At 72.5% G+C, this 20,245-nt stretch carries 14 protein-coding genes; 9 read left to right on the top strand and 5 right to left on the bottom strand.

All coding sequences use genetic code 11. The features are described from left to right. The first annotated feature begins 1,669 nt into the window (after window positions 1-1,669). A complete protein-coding gene (locus tag ACWGR4_RS38000; protein WP_452129432.1) occupies window positions 1,670-2,470 on the top strand; it encodes a phosphotransferase in 801 nt (266 codons plus the stop codon). 49 nt (window positions 2,471-2,519) lie between these two features. Here ACWGR4_RS38000 and ACWGR4_RS37995 read toward each other — a convergent pair whose 3' ends face one another. Both ACWGR4_RS37995 and ACWGR4_RS37990 read right to left on the bottom strand, forming a co-directional pair. Then, complete coding sequence (locus tag ACWGR4_RS37995; protein WP_452129451.1) at window positions 2,520-3,395, bottom strand: serine hydrolase; 876 nt, start codon at window positions 3,393-3,395, stop codon at window positions 2,520-2,522. Window positions 3,396-3,469: 74 nt separating this feature from the next. Further along, the gene (locus ACWGR4_RS37990) at window positions 3,470-4,417 is read right to left on the bottom strand and encodes a LysR family transcriptional regulator (RefSeq protein WP_452129433.1); all 948 of its coding nucleotides are present in this window, start codon (window positions 4,415-4,417) and stop codon (window positions 3,470-3,472) included. A 112-nt stretch (window positions 4,418-4,529) separates the two neighbouring features. Between ACWGR4_RS37990 and ACWGR4_RS37985 the strand changes: the two genes are divergently transcribed. Beyond that, entirely contained in the window at window positions 4,530-6,212 is a 1,683-nt protein-coding gene (locus ACWGR4_RS37985; protein ID WP_452129434.1) for a penicillin-binding transpeptidase domain-containing protein, read from the top strand. Between the two features lie 389 nt (window positions 6,213-6,601). On the opposite strand, the gene ACWGR4_RS37980 is transcribed toward ACWGR4_RS37985, so the two are convergent. Continuing rightward, entirely contained in the window at window positions 6,602-7,522 is a 921-nt protein-coding gene (locus tag ACWGR4_RS37980; protein ID WP_452129435.1) for an alpha/beta fold hydrolase, read from the bottom strand. Window positions 7,523-7,981: 459 nt separating this feature from the next. Between ACWGR4_RS37980 and gatC the strand changes: the two genes are divergently transcribed. The 6 genes from gatC to ACWGR4_RS37950 all read left to right on the top strand — a co-directional run bounded on the left by gatC (window position 7,982) and on the right by ACWGR4_RS37950 (window position 15,254). Then, entirely contained in the window at window positions 7,982-8,278 is a 297-nt protein-coding gene (gene gatC, locus ACWGR4_RS37975) for an Asp-tRNA(Asn)/Glu-tRNA(Gln) amidotransferase subunit GatC (RefSeq protein WP_078975313.1), read from the top strand. 5 nt (window positions 8,279-8,283) lie between these two features. Then, on the top strand, window positions 8,284-9,777 hold the full coding sequence (gatA, locus tag ACWGR4_RS37970) for an Asp-tRNA(Asn)/Glu-tRNA(Gln) amidotransferase subunit GatA (protein ID WP_380037625.1): 1,494 nt from the start codon (window positions 8,284-8,286) through the stop codon (window positions 9,775-9,777). Between the two features lie 39 nt (window positions 9,778-9,816). Next, window positions 9,817-10,053: a hypothetical protein gene (locus tag ACWGR4_RS37965; protein ID WP_078975311.1), complete on the top strand. Its 237-nt coding sequence runs from the start codon at window positions 9,817-9,819 to the stop codon at window positions 10,051-10,053. A 14-nt stretch (window positions 10,054-10,067) separates the two neighbouring features. Further along, on the top strand, window positions 10,068-11,552 hold the full coding sequence (gatB, locus tag ACWGR4_RS37960; protein WP_452129452.1) for an Asp-tRNA(Asn)/Glu-tRNA(Gln) amidotransferase subunit GatB: 1,485 nt from the start codon (window positions 10,068-10,070) through the stop codon (window positions 11,550-11,552). Window positions 11,553-11,963: 411 nt separating this feature from the next. Beyond that, window positions 11,964-12,188 carry a hypothetical protein gene (locus ACWGR4_RS37955; protein ID WP_379995166.1) on the top strand — a complete coding sequence of 75 codons (225 nt, stop codon included), beginning with the start codon at window positions 11,964-11,966 and terminating at the stop codon, window positions 12,186-12,188. A gap of 159 nt (window positions 12,189-12,347) precedes the next feature. Beyond that, window positions 12,348-15,254 carry a helix-turn-helix transcriptional regulator gene (locus ACWGR4_RS37950; RefSeq protein WP_452129436.1) on the top strand — a complete coding sequence of 969 codons (2,907 nt, stop codon included), beginning with the start codon at window positions 12,348-12,350 and terminating at the stop codon, window positions 15,252-15,254. 829 nt (window positions 15,255-16,083) lie between these two features. Here the strand turns inward: ACWGR4_RS37950 and ACWGR4_RS37945 are convergent. Both ACWGR4_RS37945 and ACWGR4_RS37940 read right to left on the bottom strand, forming a co-directional pair. Continuing rightward, window positions 16,084-17,922: a hypothetical protein gene (locus tag ACWGR4_RS37945; protein ID WP_452129437.1), complete on the bottom strand. Its 1,839-nt coding sequence runs from the start codon at window positions 17,920-17,922 to the stop codon at window positions 16,084-16,086. Between the two features lie 73 nt (window positions 17,923-17,995). Further along, entirely contained in the window at window positions 17,996-19,150 is a 1,155-nt protein-coding gene (locus ACWGR4_RS37940; protein ID WP_452129438.1) for a PQQ-dependent sugar dehydrogenase, read from the bottom strand. Between the two features lie 95 nt (window positions 19,151-19,245). Between ACWGR4_RS37940 and ACWGR4_RS37935 the strand changes: the two genes are divergently transcribed. After that, the gene (locus ACWGR4_RS37935) at window positions 19,246-20,214 is read left to right on the top strand and encodes a 2-hydroxyacid dehydrogenase (RefSeq protein WP_452129439.1); all 969 of its coding nucleotides are present in this window, start codon (window positions 19,246-19,248) and stop codon (window positions 20,212-20,214) included. Window positions 20,215-20,245 lie beyond the last annotated feature (31 nt).

The raw sequence follows: 20,245 nt of genomic DNA, 5'->3' as shown, positions 1-20,245 counted from the left end.
GCGCTTCTGGTTGCGGGTGGCTGGTGCGGGGCGGGTCTGAGTCGGTGGTGGGCCGCCGCCGGCGTGCGGGGCTCCGGGACTTGGGGCTTGCGGCGAGGTGGGTGTGTTGGTCAGCGGAAAAGCGGCCGGCAGCGGCGGGCGGGGTGGGTACTCGGGTTGGGTTCGCCGGGCGTGCGTTCTTGAGTGGGCCGGGTGTTTCCGGCGCGCGTCGCGCTTCTGGTTGCGGGTGGCTGGTGCGGGGCGGGTCTGAGTCGGTGGTGGGCCGCCGCCGGCGTGCGGGGCTCCGGGACTTGGGGCTTGCGGCGGGGCGGGTGTGTTGGTCGGCGAAAAAGCGACCGGCAGCGGCGGACAGGGAGGGTGCTCGGGTCGAGTCCGCCGAGGAGCCTTCCGGGGTGGGTTGGTGCGTTTCGGGGGCGTTGAGGGAGAGGTTGGCGTCCGGAACCGGATCTCGGCGGGTGATTGTGGACTTCGAGTTGCTGTGACCTGCGGTTTTGCGGGGTCGGGGTGGAAAGTCGGGTGGCGAGTGCCGGTTTCGTGCGCTCCGACCCCCTCAACGCGAGCGTGGAGACCGAATGTGCCTGGTCGGAGCCGGCTTCGAGCGCTGCGGCGTTGCGGGGGTCGTCGAGAGGACCGGAAGTGCCCAGTGAGGGTCGAAACCGGATCCCGAGGCACCTCAAACGCTCCCCTCTTCGCGCTGACCTGCGGTTTTCCCTCACGCCGAGGCCACGGCCCCCCACGCCGTCCGGTTTCGTGAACTCTCGTCACCCACACGCCGACCGCACGCCGGAAACGCCCGGCCCACTCGGGAAGGCTCCTCGGCGGACTCGACCCGAGTACCCTCCTGCCCGCCGCTGCCGGCCGGTTTTTCCCGAGCAACGGGGCTGTCTCGTCGGGCCCCGACTCTTGGAGCCCCGCACGCCGGCGGCGGCCCACCACCGACTCAGACCCGCCCCGCACCAGCCACCCGCAACCACCAGCGCAACGCACGCCGAAACCACCCGGCCCACTCAAGAACGCACGCCCGGCGAATCCGACCCGAGCACCCACCCCGCCCACCGCTGCAGGCCGCTTTTAAGCCGACCAACACACCCGCTCAGCCGAGACGTCGAAGTCTCGGAGCCCCCACGCCGGCGGCGGCCCACCACCGACTCCGACCGGTCCCGCACCGGCCACCCGCAACCACCAGCGCAACCCCCGCCGGAAGCAGCCGACCCACTCGGGAGCGCACGCCCGGCGAACCCGACCCGAGCATCCACCCTGTCCGCCGCTGCCGGCCGCTTTTAAGCCGACCAACACACCCGCCCAGTCGTGCCGCGCGAGCGGCACAAGCGTTCGGCGCGGGATCCGTGGCCCACCCCGGATCCGCCGTGTCGGTGCTCGCCGGATTGCCCGATGCGGTGAACCTCCCGGTGTAGCCGGGTCCTTCGCGCGGTCGCCCACGGATCGGCGTCTGGGCTCAAGTCTTGGGAGTGGGGCGCCGATTACGCGGGCGGAGGGTGTGGGGCGTGATGGCGACGGCTGTGCGGTCACCGGTGGGACCCGGCGGTGATCACGAGCGGTGATGGCCATCCCGCGGGGCGATCCCCCGCGGGCCCCGCCCCGCCGGGGTCGAGGGCCCCGCGACCCTCGTGATCCCCACGATCCCGTGAACGAATCGAGAGGCATGTGCATGACTACGCGTTACGTATGGGATGACCTGCCCGGCGCCGTTCGGCGGGGCGTCGAGTCGGTCGTGGGGACGGTGGTCGGGGCCGAGAGTCCGGATACGTGCTACACGTCGCCGTTCGTGGCGACGCTGGCCACCGCGGAAGGCGGCCGTGCGTTCGCCAAGGGTGCGCCGATCGGGGACACCGACGTGGCCGAGGGGTTGCGGCGGGAGGCGGTGGTGTCGCCGATCGTGGGGCGGTTCGCGGCGACGCTGCTCGGGGAGATCGCCGTCGACGGGTGGTGCGTGCTCGTGTTCGAGTATGTCGACGGGACGCATCTCGACCTCTCGCCCGGCTCCGGCGAACTGGGTGTGCTGGCCGAGACGTTGGAGGACGTACAGACCATCGACCCGCCGCCCGGTGTCGAACTGCCGCTCCTCGCCGAACGATGGGAGAAGTACCTCACCGGCGACGAGCGTTCCCTGCTGGCCGGCGACACGCTCGTGCATACGGACCTGGACCCGGAGAACCTGATGATCAGGTACGCCGGTTACGGCCGCCGGCTGTACCTGCTCGACTGGGGCCGCGCGGCGATCGGGCCGGCGTGGGCCGAGTATGCCGGGCTCTACGACCGGCTGCTCCTTCGTGGCCACACTCCCGAGTCGGCCCGGGCCTGGCTGAATCGCTTCCCCGTGTGGCGGCGCGCCGGTCGCGCCGCGCTGTGCGCCTTCGTCGCGGCCCGGCAGCGACAGGAGATCGACCTCATGGGGGACAAGGCCGCCGCCCCCGGCGTCGCGCGCTGGGCGACGCTGCTCGACGAGTGACCGGCGAAGCCGCCCTCACCGGCGGGACCTCTCCCGCTCACCGCACCCTTCACCGCACCCTCAGCGCATCCACCGCCAACCTCCCCACCGTCCCGATCACCGCGTCCGCGGCCGGCAACGCGGCCGCCGTGTCCGCCGAGCGGGTGCAGACCGTGATCGCGTAGCGGCCACCGTCCGGGTATTCGACGACGCCGGCCTCGTGTCGCATCGTCGGCAGCGTCCCGGTCTTCCCGGAGACCCGGACGTCGTCGAACGGGAAACCGGACGCCAGCCGGTGCGACCATGCCTGAAGGCCGAGCACCCGGCGCAGCCCCGCCCCGAATTCGCCCCCGCACGCCTCGTCCCGCCAGATCGCGGCAAGCAGCCGGGTCAGGTCGCGCGGCGTGCCCCGGTTCGAGCGGTTCGGATCGAGGGCCCGCAGCCGGGCAACCACGGCCGGGTCGACCAGCGCCGCCGGGCCGTTCGGGCCGGCGTCCTCCCGCATGCCCGCGTACAGCTCGCGCAGCGGTTCGATCGCCACCGTCCGGGTCAGGCCCAGTTCGACCATGGTCGCGTTCACCGTGTCCAGGCCCAGCTCGTCCCACAGCGCGTCGGCCGCCGCGTTGTCGCTCACCGCCACCGTCAGCGAGGCCAGGTCGCGCAGCGACATCGTGACCGGATCCAGCATCGCGGCCACGCCGGTACCGCCCGGCGAACGCCCGGCGCCCGCAGGCAGTTCGATCCGCCGGGTCAGCTCCACCCGGCCCGCCGCCGCCTCCCGGAACAGCGTGGTGACCAGGCACAGTTTGTGCAGACTCGCCGTGCTGTACAGCGTGTCCGCACCCACCTCGACCTCGCGACCCGTGTCGATGTCGACCGCGTGCAGCGCACCGGTGACGCCGGCGTCGGCGAAGGCGGCGGTGATGCGCCCCCGGACGGTGCGCAGGACGCGCGGCGACGAGGCGCCGGGGCTCGGGTGACCTGCGCCGGGGCCGCCGTCGGGTGCGGTGCGGGGATCGGTCACAGTGGGAACTCCGAGGCAGGGCGTGGGAAGAGCGGTCGGCCGGGACGTTCGGCGAGCACCCCGGCGTGGCGCCGCAGCGCGTCCTGCGCGGTCTCGGTGAACGCCCGCACGGCCGGCCCGTCGGCGCCGCGCGGCCAGGCCGTCGAGGTACGCCACGCGAGCGGCGTCCCGGCCAACGGCCGCCACACCGTGCCCGGTTCGGGCGCCGTCGCGGGCATCAGCGCCACCGCCGCGCCGGACAACACCAGCGCCCGCGCGAAGTCGCCGGCCGGAACGTCGTGCACCGCCGCCGGCGTACAGCCGTGCCGGGCGCATGCGGTCAGCGTCTCGTCGTACAGCGCCGGGGCGAACTCCCGCGGGAACAGCACCAGCTCACACCCCGTCAGGTCGGCGAGCCCGATCTCGGTCGAATCCGCGAGCGGGTTCCCGGCGGCCAGGAGCACCCCGAGCGGCTGGTACGACATCGGCCCCAGCTCCAGGTCGGCCACCGCGCATGGGTGGCGCAGTACGCCCACGTCGAGGGTGCCGGCCGCCAACTCGCGCAGTTGCCCGGCGGTGGTCAGCTCGCGCAGCTCCAACGTGCCGCCCGGCGAGCGGTCCCGAAACCCGGTCAGGATCGCCGCGACGGCCGCGCCGCCCAGGTCCGGCGGCACGGCCGCCCGGATCGCGCCCGTGGCCCCGCTGCGCAACCCGGCCACGGCCGCGCCGAGCCGATCGGCGGCGGCCAACAACGCGCCCGCCTCGGCCAGGACGACCCGGCCCGCCGGGGTCAGCGCGACCCCCCGGCTGTTGCGATCGAACAGGCGCACGCCCAGTTCGCGTTCGAGCCGCTGGATGCGCTGCGACAGGGACGGCTGGGCCACCCGCAGTCGCTCGGCGGCCCGGCCGACGTGTCCTTCCTCGGCAACGGTCCGGAAGTACCGGAGATGCCGAAGGAGGTCCATGACCAGCAATGATAGCCATCGGGCTATCAGCCCCGGTGCGATCACACTCTTGGACCTCCCGGTCGAATCCCTGTTCTCCTGTCGAGGCACGCGCAGATCGGGGAGGACGCAGATGACGCACGGAGTGAACGCGATACCCGGGTCGCCGGGATCGCCAGGGTCACCCGGACCGGAGCCCCGAGCCAGGCGCCGCCCCAGGCGGCCCCGCCGCGCCTGGGCCCTCGTGGTCGCGGGCGCGCTGGTCCTCGGTGGCACCGGCTGGGCCGCCGTCGATCGCCGGCTCGGGGGCGGGGACGACGACCGGCTCGGCCCGGCCGGGGCGCGGGGCACGGCGAGCGGCGAGGCGGACCGGGCCGCGCGTACCTTCCTCGACCACTGGGCCGCCGGCCGCTGGGCGGAGGCGGCGCGGCTGACCGACGATCCGCCGACCGCCGAGACCACGCTGCGCAGCTTCACGGTCGGCCTGGAGATCACCGAGCCCACGTTCACTCCCGGCCCGGCCCGGGCGGCGGCCGGAGCGGTCACGGTGCCGTTCGGTGCGGCGATGCCGGTGGCCGGACTCGGTGCCTGGAACTACGACTCGACGCTCACGTTGGCCAAGGGCGACGGGGGCTGGATCGTGAAGTGGCAGCCGGCCCTGGTCCACCCCAAGCTCGGCGCCGAGGCCAAGTTCCGGCTGGCCAAGGGTGCGGCGGGCGCGCCGGCGGCGAAGGTGCTGGACCGCAACGGCGGTGTCCTGTCCCCGGCCGACCACCCGTCGCTGACCCCGATTTTCGCCGCCGGCGGCGGGGCCGGGTCCGGCGGCGGATCGGTACAGCTGATCAGCCGGGCCACCGGCGAAGTCGTCTCGACCGAGGCCGAGTTCGGCGCGACCAAGCCGGCCCCGGGCGGCGGCCCGGTGGCCACCACGATCGACCCGAGGCTCCAGCGCGCGGCGGACGCGGCGGTGGCGAAGCACGCCAACGGGCGGCTGGTCGGCCTGGTCGCGGTGAGCATCGACAAGGGCGAGGTACTGGCGCTCGCGAACGCGCCGACCACGGGCATGAATCGGGCCTTCATGGGTCGGTACGCACCCGGCTCGACGATGAAGGTGATCACCACCGCGGCGCTGCTGAGCAAGGGCGCGGTGCAGCCGAGCGATGTGGTGGACTGCCCGAAGTACCTGACCGTGGGCAAGCAGTTCCACAACGTGGAGACGTCGGAGATCCGCGGGGCCACGTTCCGCGAGGACTTCAAGCACTCGTGCAACACGGCGTTCGTCTCGCTGCGCGGCAAACTCGGCAACGACGAGCTGAGCCGATTCGCGAACGACCACTTCGGGATCGGCCAGGAGTGGAAGACGGGGATCGCCTCGTTCGACGGCAAGGTGCCGCTGCCGGTGGACGAGACCGACAAGTCGGCGGCGATGTTCGGCCAGGGCACGGTACAGGCGAACCCGCTGGTCATGGCGTCGGCGACGGCGACGGCGGTGTCCGGCAAGTTCCGCCAGCCGGTGGTGATCAAGGGCCAACGGCCCACCGCGAAGGGCCGCGACCTGCCCGCGTCGGTGGTCGCCGACCTGCGCGGCCTGATGCGCGCCACGGTCACCGACGGCTCCGCCAAGATCCTGGCCGACCTCCCCGGCGACGTCGGCGCCAAGACCGGCACCGCCGAGGTGACCGAGACCGGCCCCAACAACGGCTGGCTGGTCGCCTACCGAGGCAACGTAGCCATCGCCTGCCTGGTCGAAGGCGGCATCACCGGCAGCGGCTCCGCCGGCCCGATAGTCCACGACATCCTGTCGACAACGACCTGACCCCGGCGGTGACCGCGATCATCGCCGCAGCCCGCGAAGGAAGCCGAACTCCCGACCCACGAGTCGATAGCCGGCCCGAATCGCAAACCGAGCCGAATCAACCCCCGACCTCGATCGTGGACCGGACCCAACTCCCGGGCACGGATCCCGAACGCCGACCTCGAACACCAACCTCAATCCCGACCTCAAACGCCAACCTCAAACGCCGACCGAGCGACATCCAGCCCGGCCGGCGTTTGAGGCCAAGTAGCCCGTCCGGCGCTTGAGGACAAGCGGGCCGCAGGCCGGCCGCCACGGCGCGAACAGCCGCGCCGCAGCCCGACCACGCCCCAGACCAGCCGGCCGCAGCCCATCCGCACCGCGAACAACCAAGCCCCGCCCAAGGAGACCTAAACCCCAAAGGCCAACCCCACAGACCGCCCTATCTCCCGCCGCTGCAGGTAGAAACACGCCTTGTGCGGCTCCGCCCCATGCTCCCCGGTGTACCCACCCCGAAGCACCGGCCCGCCCTCCGTAGGCACCGGGAACATCCGGGCCAACGTGGGATCGGCCGCCACGAGATCGTCCCGGTCGGCGAGGTTCACCCAGTTCTCCACGAACGCCGGCGGCTGTGCCGGCTGCGGCCGCACCCACGAGTCGACCACCGTGTCCGGGCCGAGCGGCGACCCGAGCGTGATCAGCAGCGGCAGCGGTCTGCGCAAGCGGTGCGCGAGTTCGTACGCGACCACTGCCCCGAGCGAATGCCCGATCACCACCTTGGTGTCGAAGCCGATCTCGGCACCGACCCGGTCCAGCACCCGATTCCGGGTCTGATCGTCCGTCAGATAGCGGGTGAGCTGGGTGAGCGCCTTGTTCACGAATCCGCCGGCCGAGCCCGGGCCGTCGGCCGCGAACCAGCGCAGCCCCGCGAGTCCACACGTGGGGGAGAGCACGACGGTGCGTCCCGTCTCCCCGGGCCCGCCCTCCAGGCGGGCGATCTCCCGTGCCGCGCGCTGCCGTTCCGGCGGTACCGAGCCGCGAACCGCGGCACGATCCAGCCATTCGCGGCCTATCCGCGCGGTCACCTCGTGCTGGGTGTCCTCGTCGATCATTTCGCTCTGCGACGGGTGCCGGCGGAGCAGATCACCATAGAACGCCATCCGCGCGTCGATCCCGCGACGGGTGTGGCGGTACTTCCACAGACGGTCCGCGACCTCGGGAAAACCTGCGGCCTTCACTCCCCGGGCCAGTCGTGGGACCCACTCCTCCTCGAGCGTGTGGGCCGACCTGTATTCCTGCGCGATCCCGTGTACCAGCACGATGGCGGCCATCGTGTCCCCTCCCAAGCCCCGAGTCCTTGACGAGCGCGCTCTCGGACGCCGGGCCCAAGAGTTGTGCGAAGGGCCGATCGACGCGGGGGGACGCAGACCGGAGAGTGGCTTCGCAAGGTTCTCTTACCCAGTCGGTAACGGAAGTTGGCATTTGAGTGAAGTTACTTCCGGGTTGTTCGACGAGATGTGCCATCCGGCCGGAAATATTCGCACCTGCCCGGGGCCGCCACACCCCTGCCACACCCCCGCCACGCCCCCCGCGGCGCCCTCGGCGCGCGTTCGCGCACCCGCCCAGCCCCGCCGAGCCGGCCGTACTCCGCGTGAACCACCCCGCCGTCGGGCGGTGGACCACCCCGCCGCCGGACCGCGCCGCCGGCCCGTCCGGCCGTCACGGAATCCGTTTCCGCTTCGCCATAGACTTGGCCCCCACACCCGACGAAACCGAAGGAACCCGCCTGCATGCCTGGCATCACGCGCGAGGAGGTCGCCCACCTCGCCCGGCTGTCGCGCCTGGAGCTCGGGGCCGAGGAGCTCGACCACCTCGCGGCCCAGCTCGACGACATCATCGGCGCGGTAGCCCGCGTCGCCGAGGTCGCAGCCGACGACATCCCGCCGACCTCGCATCCGCTGCCGCTGACCAACGTCATGCGGCCGGACGTCGTCCGCCCCGGGCTCACCCCCGAGGAGGCGCTGTCCGGTGCGCCGGCCGCCGAAGAGCAGCGTTTCCGGGTGCCCCGGATCCTGGGAGAGGAGTGACGGCCATGACCGAGACCATCCGCTGGACCGCGGCCGAGACCGCCTCCGCCATCGCCGACGGCAAGGTCACCGCCGTCGAGGTCGCCCAGGCGCACCTGGACCGCATCGAGGCCGTCGACGCCAAGGTGCACGCCTACCTGCACGTGGACGCCGACGGTGCGCTCGCCGCGGCCAAGGCCGTCGACGACGCCCGCGCGCGCGGCGACCGCCTCGGCCCGCTGGCCGGCGTACCGCTCGCGCTCAAGGACGTGTTCACCACCAAGGGCGTGCCGACCACCTGCGGGTCGAGGATGCTGGAGGGCTGGCGGCCGCCGTACGACGCGACCGTGACCCGCCGGCTCAAGGACGCGGGCGTGGTCGTCCTCGGCAAGACCAACATGGACGAGTTCGCCATGGGGTCCTCGACCGAGAACTCCGCCTACGGCCCGACCGGCAACCCGTGGGACACCACGAAGGTGCCCGGCGGCTCCGGTGGCGGTTCGGCCGCCGCCATCGCCTCCTTCCAGGCGCCGCTGGCGATCGGCACCGACACCGGCGGCTCGATCCGCCAGCCCGCCGCGCTCACCGGCACGGTCGGCGTCAAGCCGACCTACGGCGGGGTCTCCCGCTACGGCCTCGTCGCCTTTTCCTCCTCGCTCGACCAGGGCGGCCCGTGCGCGCGCACCGTGCTCGACGCGGCGCTGCTGCACGAGGCGATCGCCGGGCACGACCCGCTCGACTCGACCTCGATCGACGCCCCGGTGCCGAACGTGGTCGAGGCCGCCCGCTCCGGGAGCGTGCGCGGGATGCGCGTCGGCGTGGTCAAGGAGTTCGCCGGCGAGGGCTACCAGGCGGGCGTGCTGGCGCGCTTCGCCGAGGCCGTCGAACTGCTGCGCGAGCTGGGCGCGGAGATCGTCGAGATCTCCTGCCCCAACTTCACCTACGCGATGCCGGCCTACTACCTGATCGCGCCCTCGGAGGCGTCCTCCAACCTGGCCCGCTTCGACGCCATGCGCTACGGCCTGCGGGTCGGCGACGACGGCGAGCACTCCGCCGAGGAGGTCATGTCGCTGACCCGCGAGGCGGGCTTCGGCGCCGAGGTCAAGCGCCGGATCATGCTCGGCACGTACGCGCTGTCCTCCGGCTACTACGACGCGTACTACGGCCAGGCGCAGAAGGTCCGCACGCTGATCACGCGCGACTTCGAGGCCGCGTTCGCACAGGTCGACGTCCTGGTCTCGCCGACCACGCCGACCACCGCCTTCCCGATCGGGGAGCGCGCGGACGACCCGATGGCGATGTACCTCGCGGACCTGTGCACCATCCCGTCCAACCTCGCGGGCAACGCCGCGATGTCGCTGCCGTGCGGGCTCGCGGACGAGGACGGCCTGCCGGTGGGTCTGCAGATCATCGCGCCGGCGATGGCCGACGATCGGCTGTACAAGGTGGGTGCCGCCGTCGAGGCCGGCTACCTCTCCCGCTGGGGTGCCCCGCTGCTCGACCGCGCGCCCGCGCTCTGATCCTTCCCGACTTTCCCGGCGACTTTTCGAGGAGTCGATATGGCCAAGAAGAAGAAAGCCCCCAAGAGCAACATCGGCAAGGTCTTCAGCGTCGGCATGCAACTCGTCGGCGCCTTCGGCGTGATCAAGCAGATCAAGGAGGCGCGCGGCAAGAACGACAAGCTCGAACTCGCCGACGCGGTGATCAGCGCCGCCGCGGTCGTCACCGGCTTCGCCCTGCTGATCCGGGCGATGCGCGAGACCGACGACGAGCTGACGGAGGCCGACGCCCTGTGAGTACCACCAGCCTGATGTCCTACGAGGACGCGCTGGAGACCTACGACCCGGTGATGGGCCTGGAGGTCCACGTCGAACTGGGCACCGCGACCAAGATGTTCTGCGGCTGCTCGACCGAGTTCGGCGCCGCGCCCAACAGCCAGGTCTGTCCGACGTGTCTGGGCATGCCCGGCGCGCTGCCCGTGGTCAACGCGACCGCGGTCGAGTCGGCGATCCGGATCGGCCTCGCGCTCAACTGCTCGATCGCCGAGTGGTGCCGCTTCGCCCGGAAGAACTACTTCTATCCGGACATGCCGAAGAACTTCCAGACCTCGCAGTACGACGAGCCGATCGCGTTCGACGGCTACCTCGACGTCGAGGTCGAGGGCAAGACGTGGCGGGTCGAGATCGAGCGCGCGCACATGGAGGAGGACACCGGCAAGTCGCTGCACATGGGCGGCGCGACCGGCCGCATCCACGGCGCCGACTACTCGCTGCTCGACTACAACCGGTGCGGCATCCCGCTGATCGAGATCGTCACCAAGCCGATCGAGGGCGCGGGCGAGCTGGCCCCGCTGGTCGCCAAGGCGTACGTGGCCGAACTGCGCGAGCTGATCCGCGCGCTCGGGGTGTCCGAGGCCCGGATGGAACTCGGCCAGATGCGCTGCGACGCGAACCTGTCGCTCCGGCCCAAGGGGCGGGAGAAGTTCGGCACCCGCAGCGAGACCAAGAACGTCAACTCGCTGCGCTCGGTCGAGCGGGCCATCCGGTTCGAGATCCAGCGGCACGCCACGGTGCTCTCCGACGGCGGCACCATCATCCAGGAGACCCGGCACTTCCACGAGGACGACGGCAGCACCACCGCCGGTCGGATCAAGGAGGAGGCGGAGGACTACCGCTACTTCCCCGAGCCCGACCTCGTGCCCGTCGCGCCCTCGCGCGAGTGGGTCGAGGAGCTGCGCGGCACGCTGCCGGAACTGCCGTCGCTGCGCCGGGCCCGGCTCCAGGCCGAGTGGGGCGTCAACGACTTCGAGATGCAGTCGATGGTCAACGCGGGCGTGCTCGACGTGATCCTGGCGACGATCGACGCCGGGGCCGACGCGGACGCGGCGCGCAAGTGGTGGCTGGGCGAGCTGTCCCGGCGGGCCAACGAGCGCGGCGTCGAGGTGGCCACGCTGCCGATCACCCCGACCCAGGTCGCCCGCGTGGCGGCGCTGGTCAAGGGCGGCGAGCTGAACGACAAGCTGGCCCGCCAGGTGATCGACGGCGTACTGGCCGGCGAGGGCGAGCCGGACGCGGTGGTCGAGGCGCGCGGGCTCAAGGTCGTCTCGGACGACTCCGCGCTCGGCGCGGCCGTGGACGAGGCGATCGCGGCCAACGCGGGCATCGCCGACAAGATCCGCGGCGGCAAGGTGCAGGCGGTGGGCGCGCTGGTCGGCGCGGTGATGAAGACCACGCGCGGGCAGGCCGACGCGGCGCGCGTACGGGAGCTGATCCTGGAGCGCCTGGGCGTGTCCTGACCGGGCCGCCTTCTTGGATGGTGCCGAGAGCCCCCGACCGCCGCGCGCGGTCGGGGGCTCTTCGGCGTCTGTGGCCGGCCTTCGCCGACCGACCCGAGGCTGCGGTGTCCGCCGGTCTTCGGCGTCCCGATTTCCGGTCAGGGGCCGGTGTTCGGCGCCCGTTGGCCTCCGTTCAGCCGCTCTTCACCGTCCGTGGTCGGAAAGTACCTCGGTGTGCCTGAAGTTCCACCGGGGTTCTCCCTAGGTCTGTTCGACCCCCTTATCGGGTTCTTCCGAGGCGCCTTAGATCGGTAGCGGGCGAGCCGAGTGATCCCGGATGCGGCATCCGACCGATGTCCGCAGCCCCCCTGGGACGCGAAGCTCGTACCACGAGCCGGACGGACCGGCTCGGTGACCCGGAGGTCGAACACCATGTTGGAATACGAACTCTTCCGCACCCGCCAACTCGAACTGCGCGCCACTGCCGAGCGGGACCGCGTGGTCCGCGAGGCGCTGCGCACGAGCCGGTTGGCGGCCAAGGCCGCGCGGGCGGCCCGGCGCGAGGAGCGGCGAAGCGGTCACGGTGCCGGCGGTCTCAGTTCCGATCGCGGCGTATCGGGGTGGCGGATATCCCATCTGCGCCTGTTCGCGCGGTAGAAGCGCGAGAGACGCGAGGCAGGCACGTGACGCCGGCCACGCCCGGCGGAACCCTGCGGCTGACCTGCGCAAACGGGTTTCGCCGGGCGTGAAATACCCCGCTGCGAGGGGGAGGGACGTGACATGCTCGGCATCGTGGCGAGTATTTCGGTTTCTCCCGTGTTCGTAGGCCGGTCCCTGGAAATGGCGCGGTTCGGCACGGCCCTGCGCGAAGCCGACGAGGGCACGCCGGGTGTGGTGCTCGTCGGCGGCGAGGCCGGCGTGGGCAAGACCCGGCTGCTCCAGGAGTTCCTGCAGCGAGCCGAGGAGCAGGGCGCGGTCACCACCGTCGGCGGCTGTCTGGAACTGGGTGCGGAGAGCCTGCCGTTCGCGCCGATCTCGGCCGCGCTGCGCACCCTCTCGCGCCGGATGGGCCCCGAGCTGGCCGAGGCCGCCGCCGGCCGTGAGCGCGACCTCGCCTGGCTGCTGCCCGATCTGGCGCCGGGCACCATCACGCGCGACGGCGAGTTCGACCGGGTCCGCCTGTTCGAGCTGATGCTCGGCCTGCTGGAGCGGCTCGGCACCGACCGCACCCTGGTGATCGCGATCGAGGACCTGCACTGGGCCGACTCGTCCACGCGCGAACTGCTCGGCTTCCTGTTCCGCCTGCTGCGCACCGGCCGCATCCTGATCATCGGTACGTATCGCGCCGACGCGGTCGGCCGCCGCCACCCGCTGCGCTCGTTCCTGGCCGAGCTGGACCGGGTGCACAACGTCTCCCGGATCGACCTGTCCCGGCTCACCCGGGCCCAGGTCGGCGACCAGCTGCGCGGCATCCTGCGCGAGGAGCCGCCGCGCCGGTTGATCCGGCAGATCTTCCAGAAATCGGAGGGCAACGCCTTCTTCGTCGAAGAGCTGGCGTGCAGCATCCGCGACGGCCAGCTCACCGGCATCTCCGACACGTTGCGCGACCTGCTGCTGATCCGGATCGAGGAGTTGTCCGAGGACGCGCAGAAGGTGATCCGGCTCGCCGCGATCGGCGGGGTCACGGTCGGCCACCGGCTGCTCACCGAGGTCTCCTGGCTCGACCCCGACCGGCTGGAGGAGGCGCTGCGCACGGCGGTGTCCGCGCACGTCCTGGTGCCGACGGGCGACGAGTTCCAGTTCCGGCACGCGCTGGTGCGCACCGCCGTCCGGGAGGACCTGATGCCGGGCGAGCGGGTCCGGCTCTACGCGACCTTCGCCGAGGCCCTGGAGCGCTGCCCCGACCTGGTCGGCGCCGACGAGCTGCGCGGACGGATCGCGACCTACTGGTTCCACGCCGGCAAGGCGGTCAAGGCGCTGCCGGCGGTGCTCGCGGCGGCCGAGGCGGCGCGTGAGCGCTATGCCTTCGACGAGCGCACCCGGCTGCTCGAGCGGGCCCTGCTGCTGTGGGAGCAGGTGCCCGATCCGGAGCGGTTGAGCGGTCGCCGGCTGCTCGACATCTACATCGAGGCGGTCACCGCGGCCCGGCTGGGCAGCGAGCGCGAGTTGGCCATCCACTTCTGCAAGCGCGCCATCGAACTGGTCGACCCGGTCGCCGAACCCGAGTTGGCCGCGTTCCTGTGGCGGGAGAAGGCCCGCGGTCTGCGCACCATGTGCCGCTCGTCGGGCCGGCCGGAGCTGAACCGGGCCAAGGAGATCCTGGACGGGCTGCCACCGTCGAAGGAACAGGCCCGCGTGCTGGCGCACATCGCCCGGGACCGGATGCTCGACGGCGAGGGCGGGGAGGTGGTCGCCGACGCGATGATCGCGCTGGAGCACGCGCAGCTCGTGGGCAGCCCCGACATCGAGGCCGAGGCACGCAAGACGCTCGCCTGCGGCCTGGTACAGATCGGCCGGGTCGAGGAGGGCATGGCGCAGCTGGCCCTCGCCGAGGAGACCGCGATCCGCAGCAGCGAGCCGGACAGTCGCGTACACATCCTGAGCAACAAGGCATCGCTCCTGGAGGGCCTGGGCCGGCACCGGGAGAGCACGGTGGCCGCGCGACTCGCGATGGAGCTGGCCGCCGAACGCGGACTCACCCGCACGTCGGGCTCGTTCGCACTGGGCAACCTGGCCGAGTCGCTGCTGTCGGTCGGCGACTGGGCCGATCTGGCGACGCTGGTGGAGAAGACCCTCGATCTCGATCCGGGCCCGCAGACCACCCGCCACCTCGAACTGCAACTCGTCGGCCTGTGCCTGGCCCGGGGCGACGTGCGGGGCGCCAAGGCGCACCTGCGGCGGTCCCGGCTGGCCGCCGGTTCGCGCTACGTCGAGGCGCAATACGCGATCCCGCTGGCCCGCGCGGAGATCCGGGTGGCCGAGGCGCAGGGCAGGCTGGACGAGGCCCGCGAGGCGCTGGTCGCGGCACTGGCCGCCGGCTGCCCACCCGGCCACCAGCGCTACATGTGGCCCCTGCTCGCCGACGCCGCCGCGAACGAGGCCGACGCCCGCACCTCGACCGTGCGCCCACGCGAATCGGAGCTGAAGACCCGCCAGGACATCGCCGACCGGATCGCGGCGATGGCCGCGTCGCTCGCGATCGACTGCCCGCTCGACGCGGCCTACGCCGCGCTGGTCAGGGCCGAGTCGGCCCGGGCGGCCGGCACCGACGACGCCGAACTGTGGGGCCTGGCCGCCGCCGCCTGGGAGCTGACCGAACAGCCCTACCGCACCGCCTGGGTCCGCTTCCGCCACGCCGAAACCCTGCTCGCCACCGGCAACCGCGACGCCGCCGCCCGCCGCCTGGCCGAAGCCGCCGAAACGGCCGCCCGGCTCGGCGCCAGGACCCTGCGCGAACACATAGACCTGCTCAGCCGCCGAGCCAGGGTCGGCCCGCCCACCCAGGGCGAGTCCGACACGACGCTGCCGACCCTGACCCCACGCGAGATCGACGTCCTGCGGCTGGTCGCCGACGGCCGCAGCAACCGCCAGATCGCGGAGGAGCTGTACATCAGCGCCAAGACCGCCAGCGTCCACGTCTCGAACATCCTGGCCAAACTCCAGGTCACCGGCCGAGGCGAGGCAGCGGCGGTGGCGCACCGACTGCACCTGGTCGACGGCTAGCGGCATCACGGGAGGGCGCCGCCCGCGCCGCGATGGCCGCCCAGCCACAGACGGGCCGAGCCGTTCGCGCCGCCGGCGGAGTGCGGGGCTTCGAGACTGGGGGCTTCCGGCGAGACGGGCTCTTGGCTGCGTGGGCTGGTCCGGGGCCGGTCGGAGTCGGTGGTGGGCCGCCGGCGGCGTGCGGGGCTCCGAGGCCCGAAACTCCCGACGAGACGGGTGCGTTGGTCGGCGAAAACCGGCCGGCAGTGAGGCGTCACAGAAGCCCGAAGCCCACAAGCACCCACCGAGATCCGGTTCCGAACCCCAACCCCTCCCCCAACACCACCAAAACGCACCAACCCGCCCCGAAAGGCCCCTCGACAGACTCGACCCGAGCACCCACCCGCTCCCTCGCTGCCGGCCGGTTTTCCGTGAGCAACACACCCGCCTCGCCGGAAGCCCGAAGTCTCGGAGCCCCGCACGCCGGCGGCGGTTCATCACCGACTCTGACAAACCCGGCACCAGCCACCCGCGACCACAAGCGCAACGCGCGCCGAAAACACCCGGCCCACCCGGGAACGCACGCCCGGCGAACCCGACCCGAGCACCCTCCCCGCCCGCCGCTGCCGGTCGCTTTTTCGCCGACCGACACGCCCGTCTCGTCGGGACCTCGAGGTCTCGGAGCCCCGCATGCCGCCGGCGGCCCACCACCGACTCGGACCAGCCCCGCACCGGCCACCCGCAACCCAAAGCGCAACCCCCGCCGAAAGCACTCGACCCGCTCGGCAAGGCTGCGCACGGGCTGAGGCCCGTCCCCTTCCTACGACGGGGCTTCGGTGTGCGCTGTGGCCTAACCCGCTGCCGCTGCGCAGACGTCGGCGAGTTCGGTCAGGGTGCCCTCGAAGTCGGGGGTCAGGGTCGCCAACACGACCCATGCCTCCGGGTTGGGGCCGATTCGTTTCGCGAGTCGCGCGAGGGCCGGGCGGGGGTTTGCCTTGGACCAGTGGTTGGTGTCCACGGAGACCAGGGCTTGGAGGGCGAAGCGGACCGGGCGGGCGTGTTGGACGATCTCCTCGCAGTCGACGTCGCCGTCCGAGGCGGCCGTGACGAGCCAGGAGTGCCACTGTTCGAGGGGGCTGTCCCGCAGTCGCTCGCCCGGTGGGCGGCGGTATTCCGGGACGGGCGGTTCGGTGCGTGGGCCTCGGTCCCACTTGGCGCGCAACTCCCGCAGGGCCGTGGGGTCTTCGGCAGCCAGGGCCGCCTCGGCCGTGGTCCGGATCCGGTCCGGGAACAGGTCGCGGTGGCGGGCGAGGACATCGCGCGTGACCAGGGGGTCGGCGCGCTCCCACAGGTTCAGCACCACGTCGATCCAGTCGATGCGCCGCAGCTTGCGGGCCTCGCAGCGCGGCAGCGCGAAGTCCACCACGGCCGGATCGCCGGACCGGGCCATCGCCTCGTACTCGGCGCTGTAGGCCGGAGTCTCCATGAGCCGCATGCGCAGCTCCGGGTGCATCGGGGCGACGGGCCGCCCGGGTCGCCGGCCGGTGTAGATCTCCCGGCGCAGCTCGGCGGTGACCCCCGAGTCGTTGTTCACCAGCAGCAGGTCGAGGCCGTCGTCGCCGAGGTCGCGAAGGCGGCTCGCGTATTGCCGTCCCACATGCTGGTGTTCGGCCAACGCGGCCAACAGCGCGGGGTGGCCGCACCGCAGCGTCGCCTCGGCGACGTGGGCCGGCGGCGGGACGTTGCCCGGGAGCAGCGCGACGGCCGTCGCATCGTCCAAGTGTGGTATGACGGCGGTGAGTTCGTCCTCGTTCAGGCGGCGAAGCAGGAAGCCCACCGAGGGGCGTACAGCGGCCGGCACCCGGATCGCGGCCTCTCCGGTGTGTGCCGTCGACTCGGCGAACAGCTCGGGCAGCGTGCCCGTGAACCGTCCGAGTGCCCGGGCCAGATGTGCCCACGCGGCCGAACTCGTGCCCAGGGTCGCCACGATCGCGGGACGCAGCAGCTCGTGCACGGCCATCTCACCGGTGACATAGGCGTGTTCGCGCGAAACCACCGCGAGCACCTGGGCCGCGACCCGGGCCGGCCGCATCCGGAGCAGGATCTCGCGCGGCGCCAACACCCCGGCCCGCAAAGCCGATCCGGCCTGGTCCAGGGCCTCGGTACGGGTCACCGGCGCGTCGGGCGAGTGCAACAGGCGCACGCTGCCGGCCTGGCGCGCGGTGTGCGCGAGAACGGGATGGGCGCGCACCAACTCGACGGCCCGCTCGGCGGATGTGCCGGGTCGCCGCAGCTCCGCCCGCGCCCGATCGAGCACCTCCGCCGAACCGTCGCCCACGGAGCCCTCGCCACCCGCACCGGCCGACGCCCCACCCCCAGGCGCCCCACCCCCCGGCGACTCCACGTCCGACGACTCGACGTCCGGCGGAAAGGCCCCCGTCACCACCGCGTCGCCCCCCGCCTCGATCAGCCGGCACAGCTGACTCGCCGTCAAGCGTGGGTTGGCGGCGGCCCGTACCAGCTCCGCGCCGCTGCCGACCCGGGCGATCTCGGCCACCAGAGCGTCCGACAGACACACCTCGTTCGGCATCATCGCGTCGATCCCGCGCAGCCCCGCCAAGCGCGGGAAGACTCCCGCCGCGTCGGCTTCGGACAGCTCACGCAGCACCAACACCAGGCCCCGGTCCATGTATGTCCTCCCTCGGGCGCACACGCTAACGCCCGCCTCGGACGCCGACCCGAGGCGCCCCACCGGCCGATCCTCAGCTCAGCACCAGCCGCAGGATTCGGTCGTCGCCCTTCCGGGGCGTGCCCCGGCCGTCCGTCATATTGGTGACCAACCACAACTCGCCGCCCACGGTGACCACCGTGCGCAACCGGCCGTACTTGCCCTGGAAATACGCCTTCGGCTCGCCCACGGTGGAGCCCAGGATCGGGGCCTGCCACAACCGTTCGCCCTTGAGGCCGGCCAGGTAGACCACGTCGCCCAGGATCGCGATGCCGCTCGGCGAGGCGTCGTCGGTGGCCCACTGGGCGACCGGGTTCATGTATTCGGGCCGATCGCCCGCGCCCTCCACCTCCGGCCAGCCGTAGTTGGCGCCGGAACGGATCAGGTTGAGCTCGTCCCAGGTGTCCTGGCCGAACTCGCTCGCCCACAGTCGCCCGGTGGAGTCCCAGGCGAGGCCCTGCACGTTGCGGTGCCCCAGGCTCCACACCGGCGAGTTCGGGAACGGGTTGCCGGGCGCCGGCTTGCCCTCGGGAGTCAACCGCAGGATCTTGCCGCCGAGCGACGACCTGTCCTGCGCCGCCTCCTTGTGCCCGGCCTCGCCCGTGCCCGCGTACAACATGCCGTCCGGGCCGAACGCGATCCGGCCGCCGTTGTGGTTCGAGCCGGCCGGGATCCCGTCGAGCAACACCTCGGGCTGCCCCAGCGGTTGCCCCGGCACGTAGGTCATCCGGACGATCCGGTTGTCCCGATCGGTGGTGAGGTACGCGTAGAGGAGGTGATCGGTCGTGAACTTCGGCGACACCGCGATCCCGAGCAGACCACCCTCCCCACGATGCACCGAGCCCGGCACGGTCCCGACCGACACCGGCGGCACCGTGCCCGGCCCGAACCGGGTGATCGTCCCGGTGTCGCGCGAAGAAACCAGCGCGTCCCGATCCGGCAGCACCGCCACACCCCACGGCGTGTTCAGGTCCCGGGCCAACTCCCCGGCGACGACCGGCTCGGGCGGCTTGGCCGCGGTCGGCCCGGCCGGCACGTTCGGCGCCCCGGTCCCGGGCGTGGCCGAACGCACAGGCGTGGCCTGGTGATCGGCCGACTCGCCGCCGCCCCCACACGAGCTGAGCCCGGTCGCCAGCGCGACGACGAGCACGAGGGAGGACCAGCCGGCCCTCGGACGCCTACTGCGCACCGGAAACACCACCCACCATCTCGGGACCCCTCGACCCTAATGCGCCCCCCGCCCCCCGGCGGATGCATCGCCGCCCGACATCTACAGTTCCTGCCATGGTCAGCGACGGCAGGATCTGGGTCCCCTACAGCCTCGAACAACTCGCCCCCATCCCCGCCGCGCTGAGCGGCGAAGGCAGCGACGGCGGCGCGGGCGGCACGGGCCCCCGCATCGACGTCTACGACGGCGCCGACGGCCCGATCCCCGACACCGCCGCCCAGGTCGAGCTGTACGTACTGCCCTACACGTTCGCCCCGCACACGCTGGAACGGATCGCGGACATGCCCCGCCTCCGGATGATCCAGACGCTCACCGCCGGCTACGAGCACGTGCTGCCGTACCTGCCGCCCGGCGTACTGCTGTGCAACGGCCGAGGCATCCACGAGACCAGCACCGCCGAACTCGCCCTCGCCCTGACCCTCGCCGCGCTGCGCGACATCCCGGGCTTCGTCCGCGGCCAGGACGCGGGGGAGTGGCGCGCCGGGTTCTACCCCGCGCTGGCCGACAAGCGGGTGCTGATCCTCGGGTACGGCGCGATCGGCGAGGCCGTCGACCGCCGGCTCCAGGGTTTCGAGGTGGACGTGGTCCGGGTCGCGCGCACCCCGCGCGACGGCGTACACGGACCGGTCCGGGCGATGAGCGAACTGCCCGACCTGCTGCCGCACGCCGACGTGATCATCCTCACCGTCCCGCTCACCGAGGACACCCGCGGCTTGGTCGACGCCGACTTCCTGGCCCGACTGCCCGACGGCGCGCTGGTGGTCAACGTCGCGCGCGGCCCCGTCGTGGACACCGAGGCGCTGCTCGCCGAGGTGCGGAGCGGGCGGCTCCGGGCCGCCCTGGACGTCACGGACCCCGAGCCGCTGCCCGCCGACCACCCGCTGCGCTTCGCCCCCGGCGTATTGATCAGCCCGCACGTCGGCGGCAGCTCGTCCGCCTTCCTGCCACGCGCCCTGCGACTGATCCGCGGGCAGCTCGAACGCTGGTCCGAAGGGGTGACTCCGGTCAACATCGTGCGTCGTTGAGCAACCAAAACCGTCCGGTCGCGCTCTGCTG

The organism is Embleya sp. NPDC055664 (genome assembly GCF_053618075.1).
This window is presented reverse-complemented; position numbering and strand designations above follow the sequence as displayed.

Excerpts from the sequence above, each read along its gene's own strand:
- ACWGR4_RS37990 (WP_452129433.1), bottom strand. The coding sequence starts at position 4,417 with ATGGACCTCCTTCGGCATCTCCGGTACTTCCGGACCGTTGCCGAGGAA.
- gatC (WP_078975313.1), top strand. The coding sequence starts at position 7,982 with ATGCCTGGCATCACGCGCGAGGAGGTCGCCCACCTCGCCCGGCTGTCG.
- gatA (WP_380037625.1), top strand. The coding sequence starts at position 8,284 with ATGACCGAGACCATCCGCTGGACCGCGGCCGAGACCGCCTCCGCCATC.
- gatB (WP_452129452.1), top strand. The coding sequence starts at position 10,068 with ATGTCCTACGAGGACGCGCTGGAGACCTACGACCCGGTGATGGGCCTG.
- ACWGR4_RS37980 (WP_452129435.1), bottom strand. The coding sequence starts at position 7,522 with ATGGCCGCCATCGTGCTGGTACACGGGATCGCGCAGGAATACAGGTCG.
- ACWGR4_RS38000 (WP_452129432.1), top strand. The coding sequence starts at position 1,670 with ATGACTACGCGTTACGTATGGGATGACCTGCCCGGCGCCGTTCGGCGG.
- ACWGR4_RS37955 (WP_379995166.1), top strand. The coding sequence starts at position 11,964 with ATGTTGGAATACGAACTCTTCCGCACCCGCCAACTCGAACTGCGCGCC.
- ACWGR4_RS37945 (WP_452129437.1), bottom strand. The coding sequence starts at position 17,922 with ATGGACCGGGGCCTGGTGTTGGTGCTGCGTGAGCTGTCCGAAGCCGAC.
- ACWGR4_RS37985 (WP_452129434.1), top strand. The coding sequence starts at position 4,530 with ATGACGCACGGAGTGAACGCGATACCCGGGTCGCCGGGATCGCCAGGG.
- ACWGR4_RS37935 (WP_452129439.1), top strand. The coding sequence starts at position 19,246 with ATGGTCAGCGACGGCAGGATCTGGGTCCCCTACAGCCTCGAACAACTC.
- ACWGR4_RS37965 (WP_078975311.1), top strand. The coding sequence starts at position 9,817 with ATGGCCAAGAAGAAGAAAGCCCCCAAGAGCAACATCGGCAAGGTCTTC.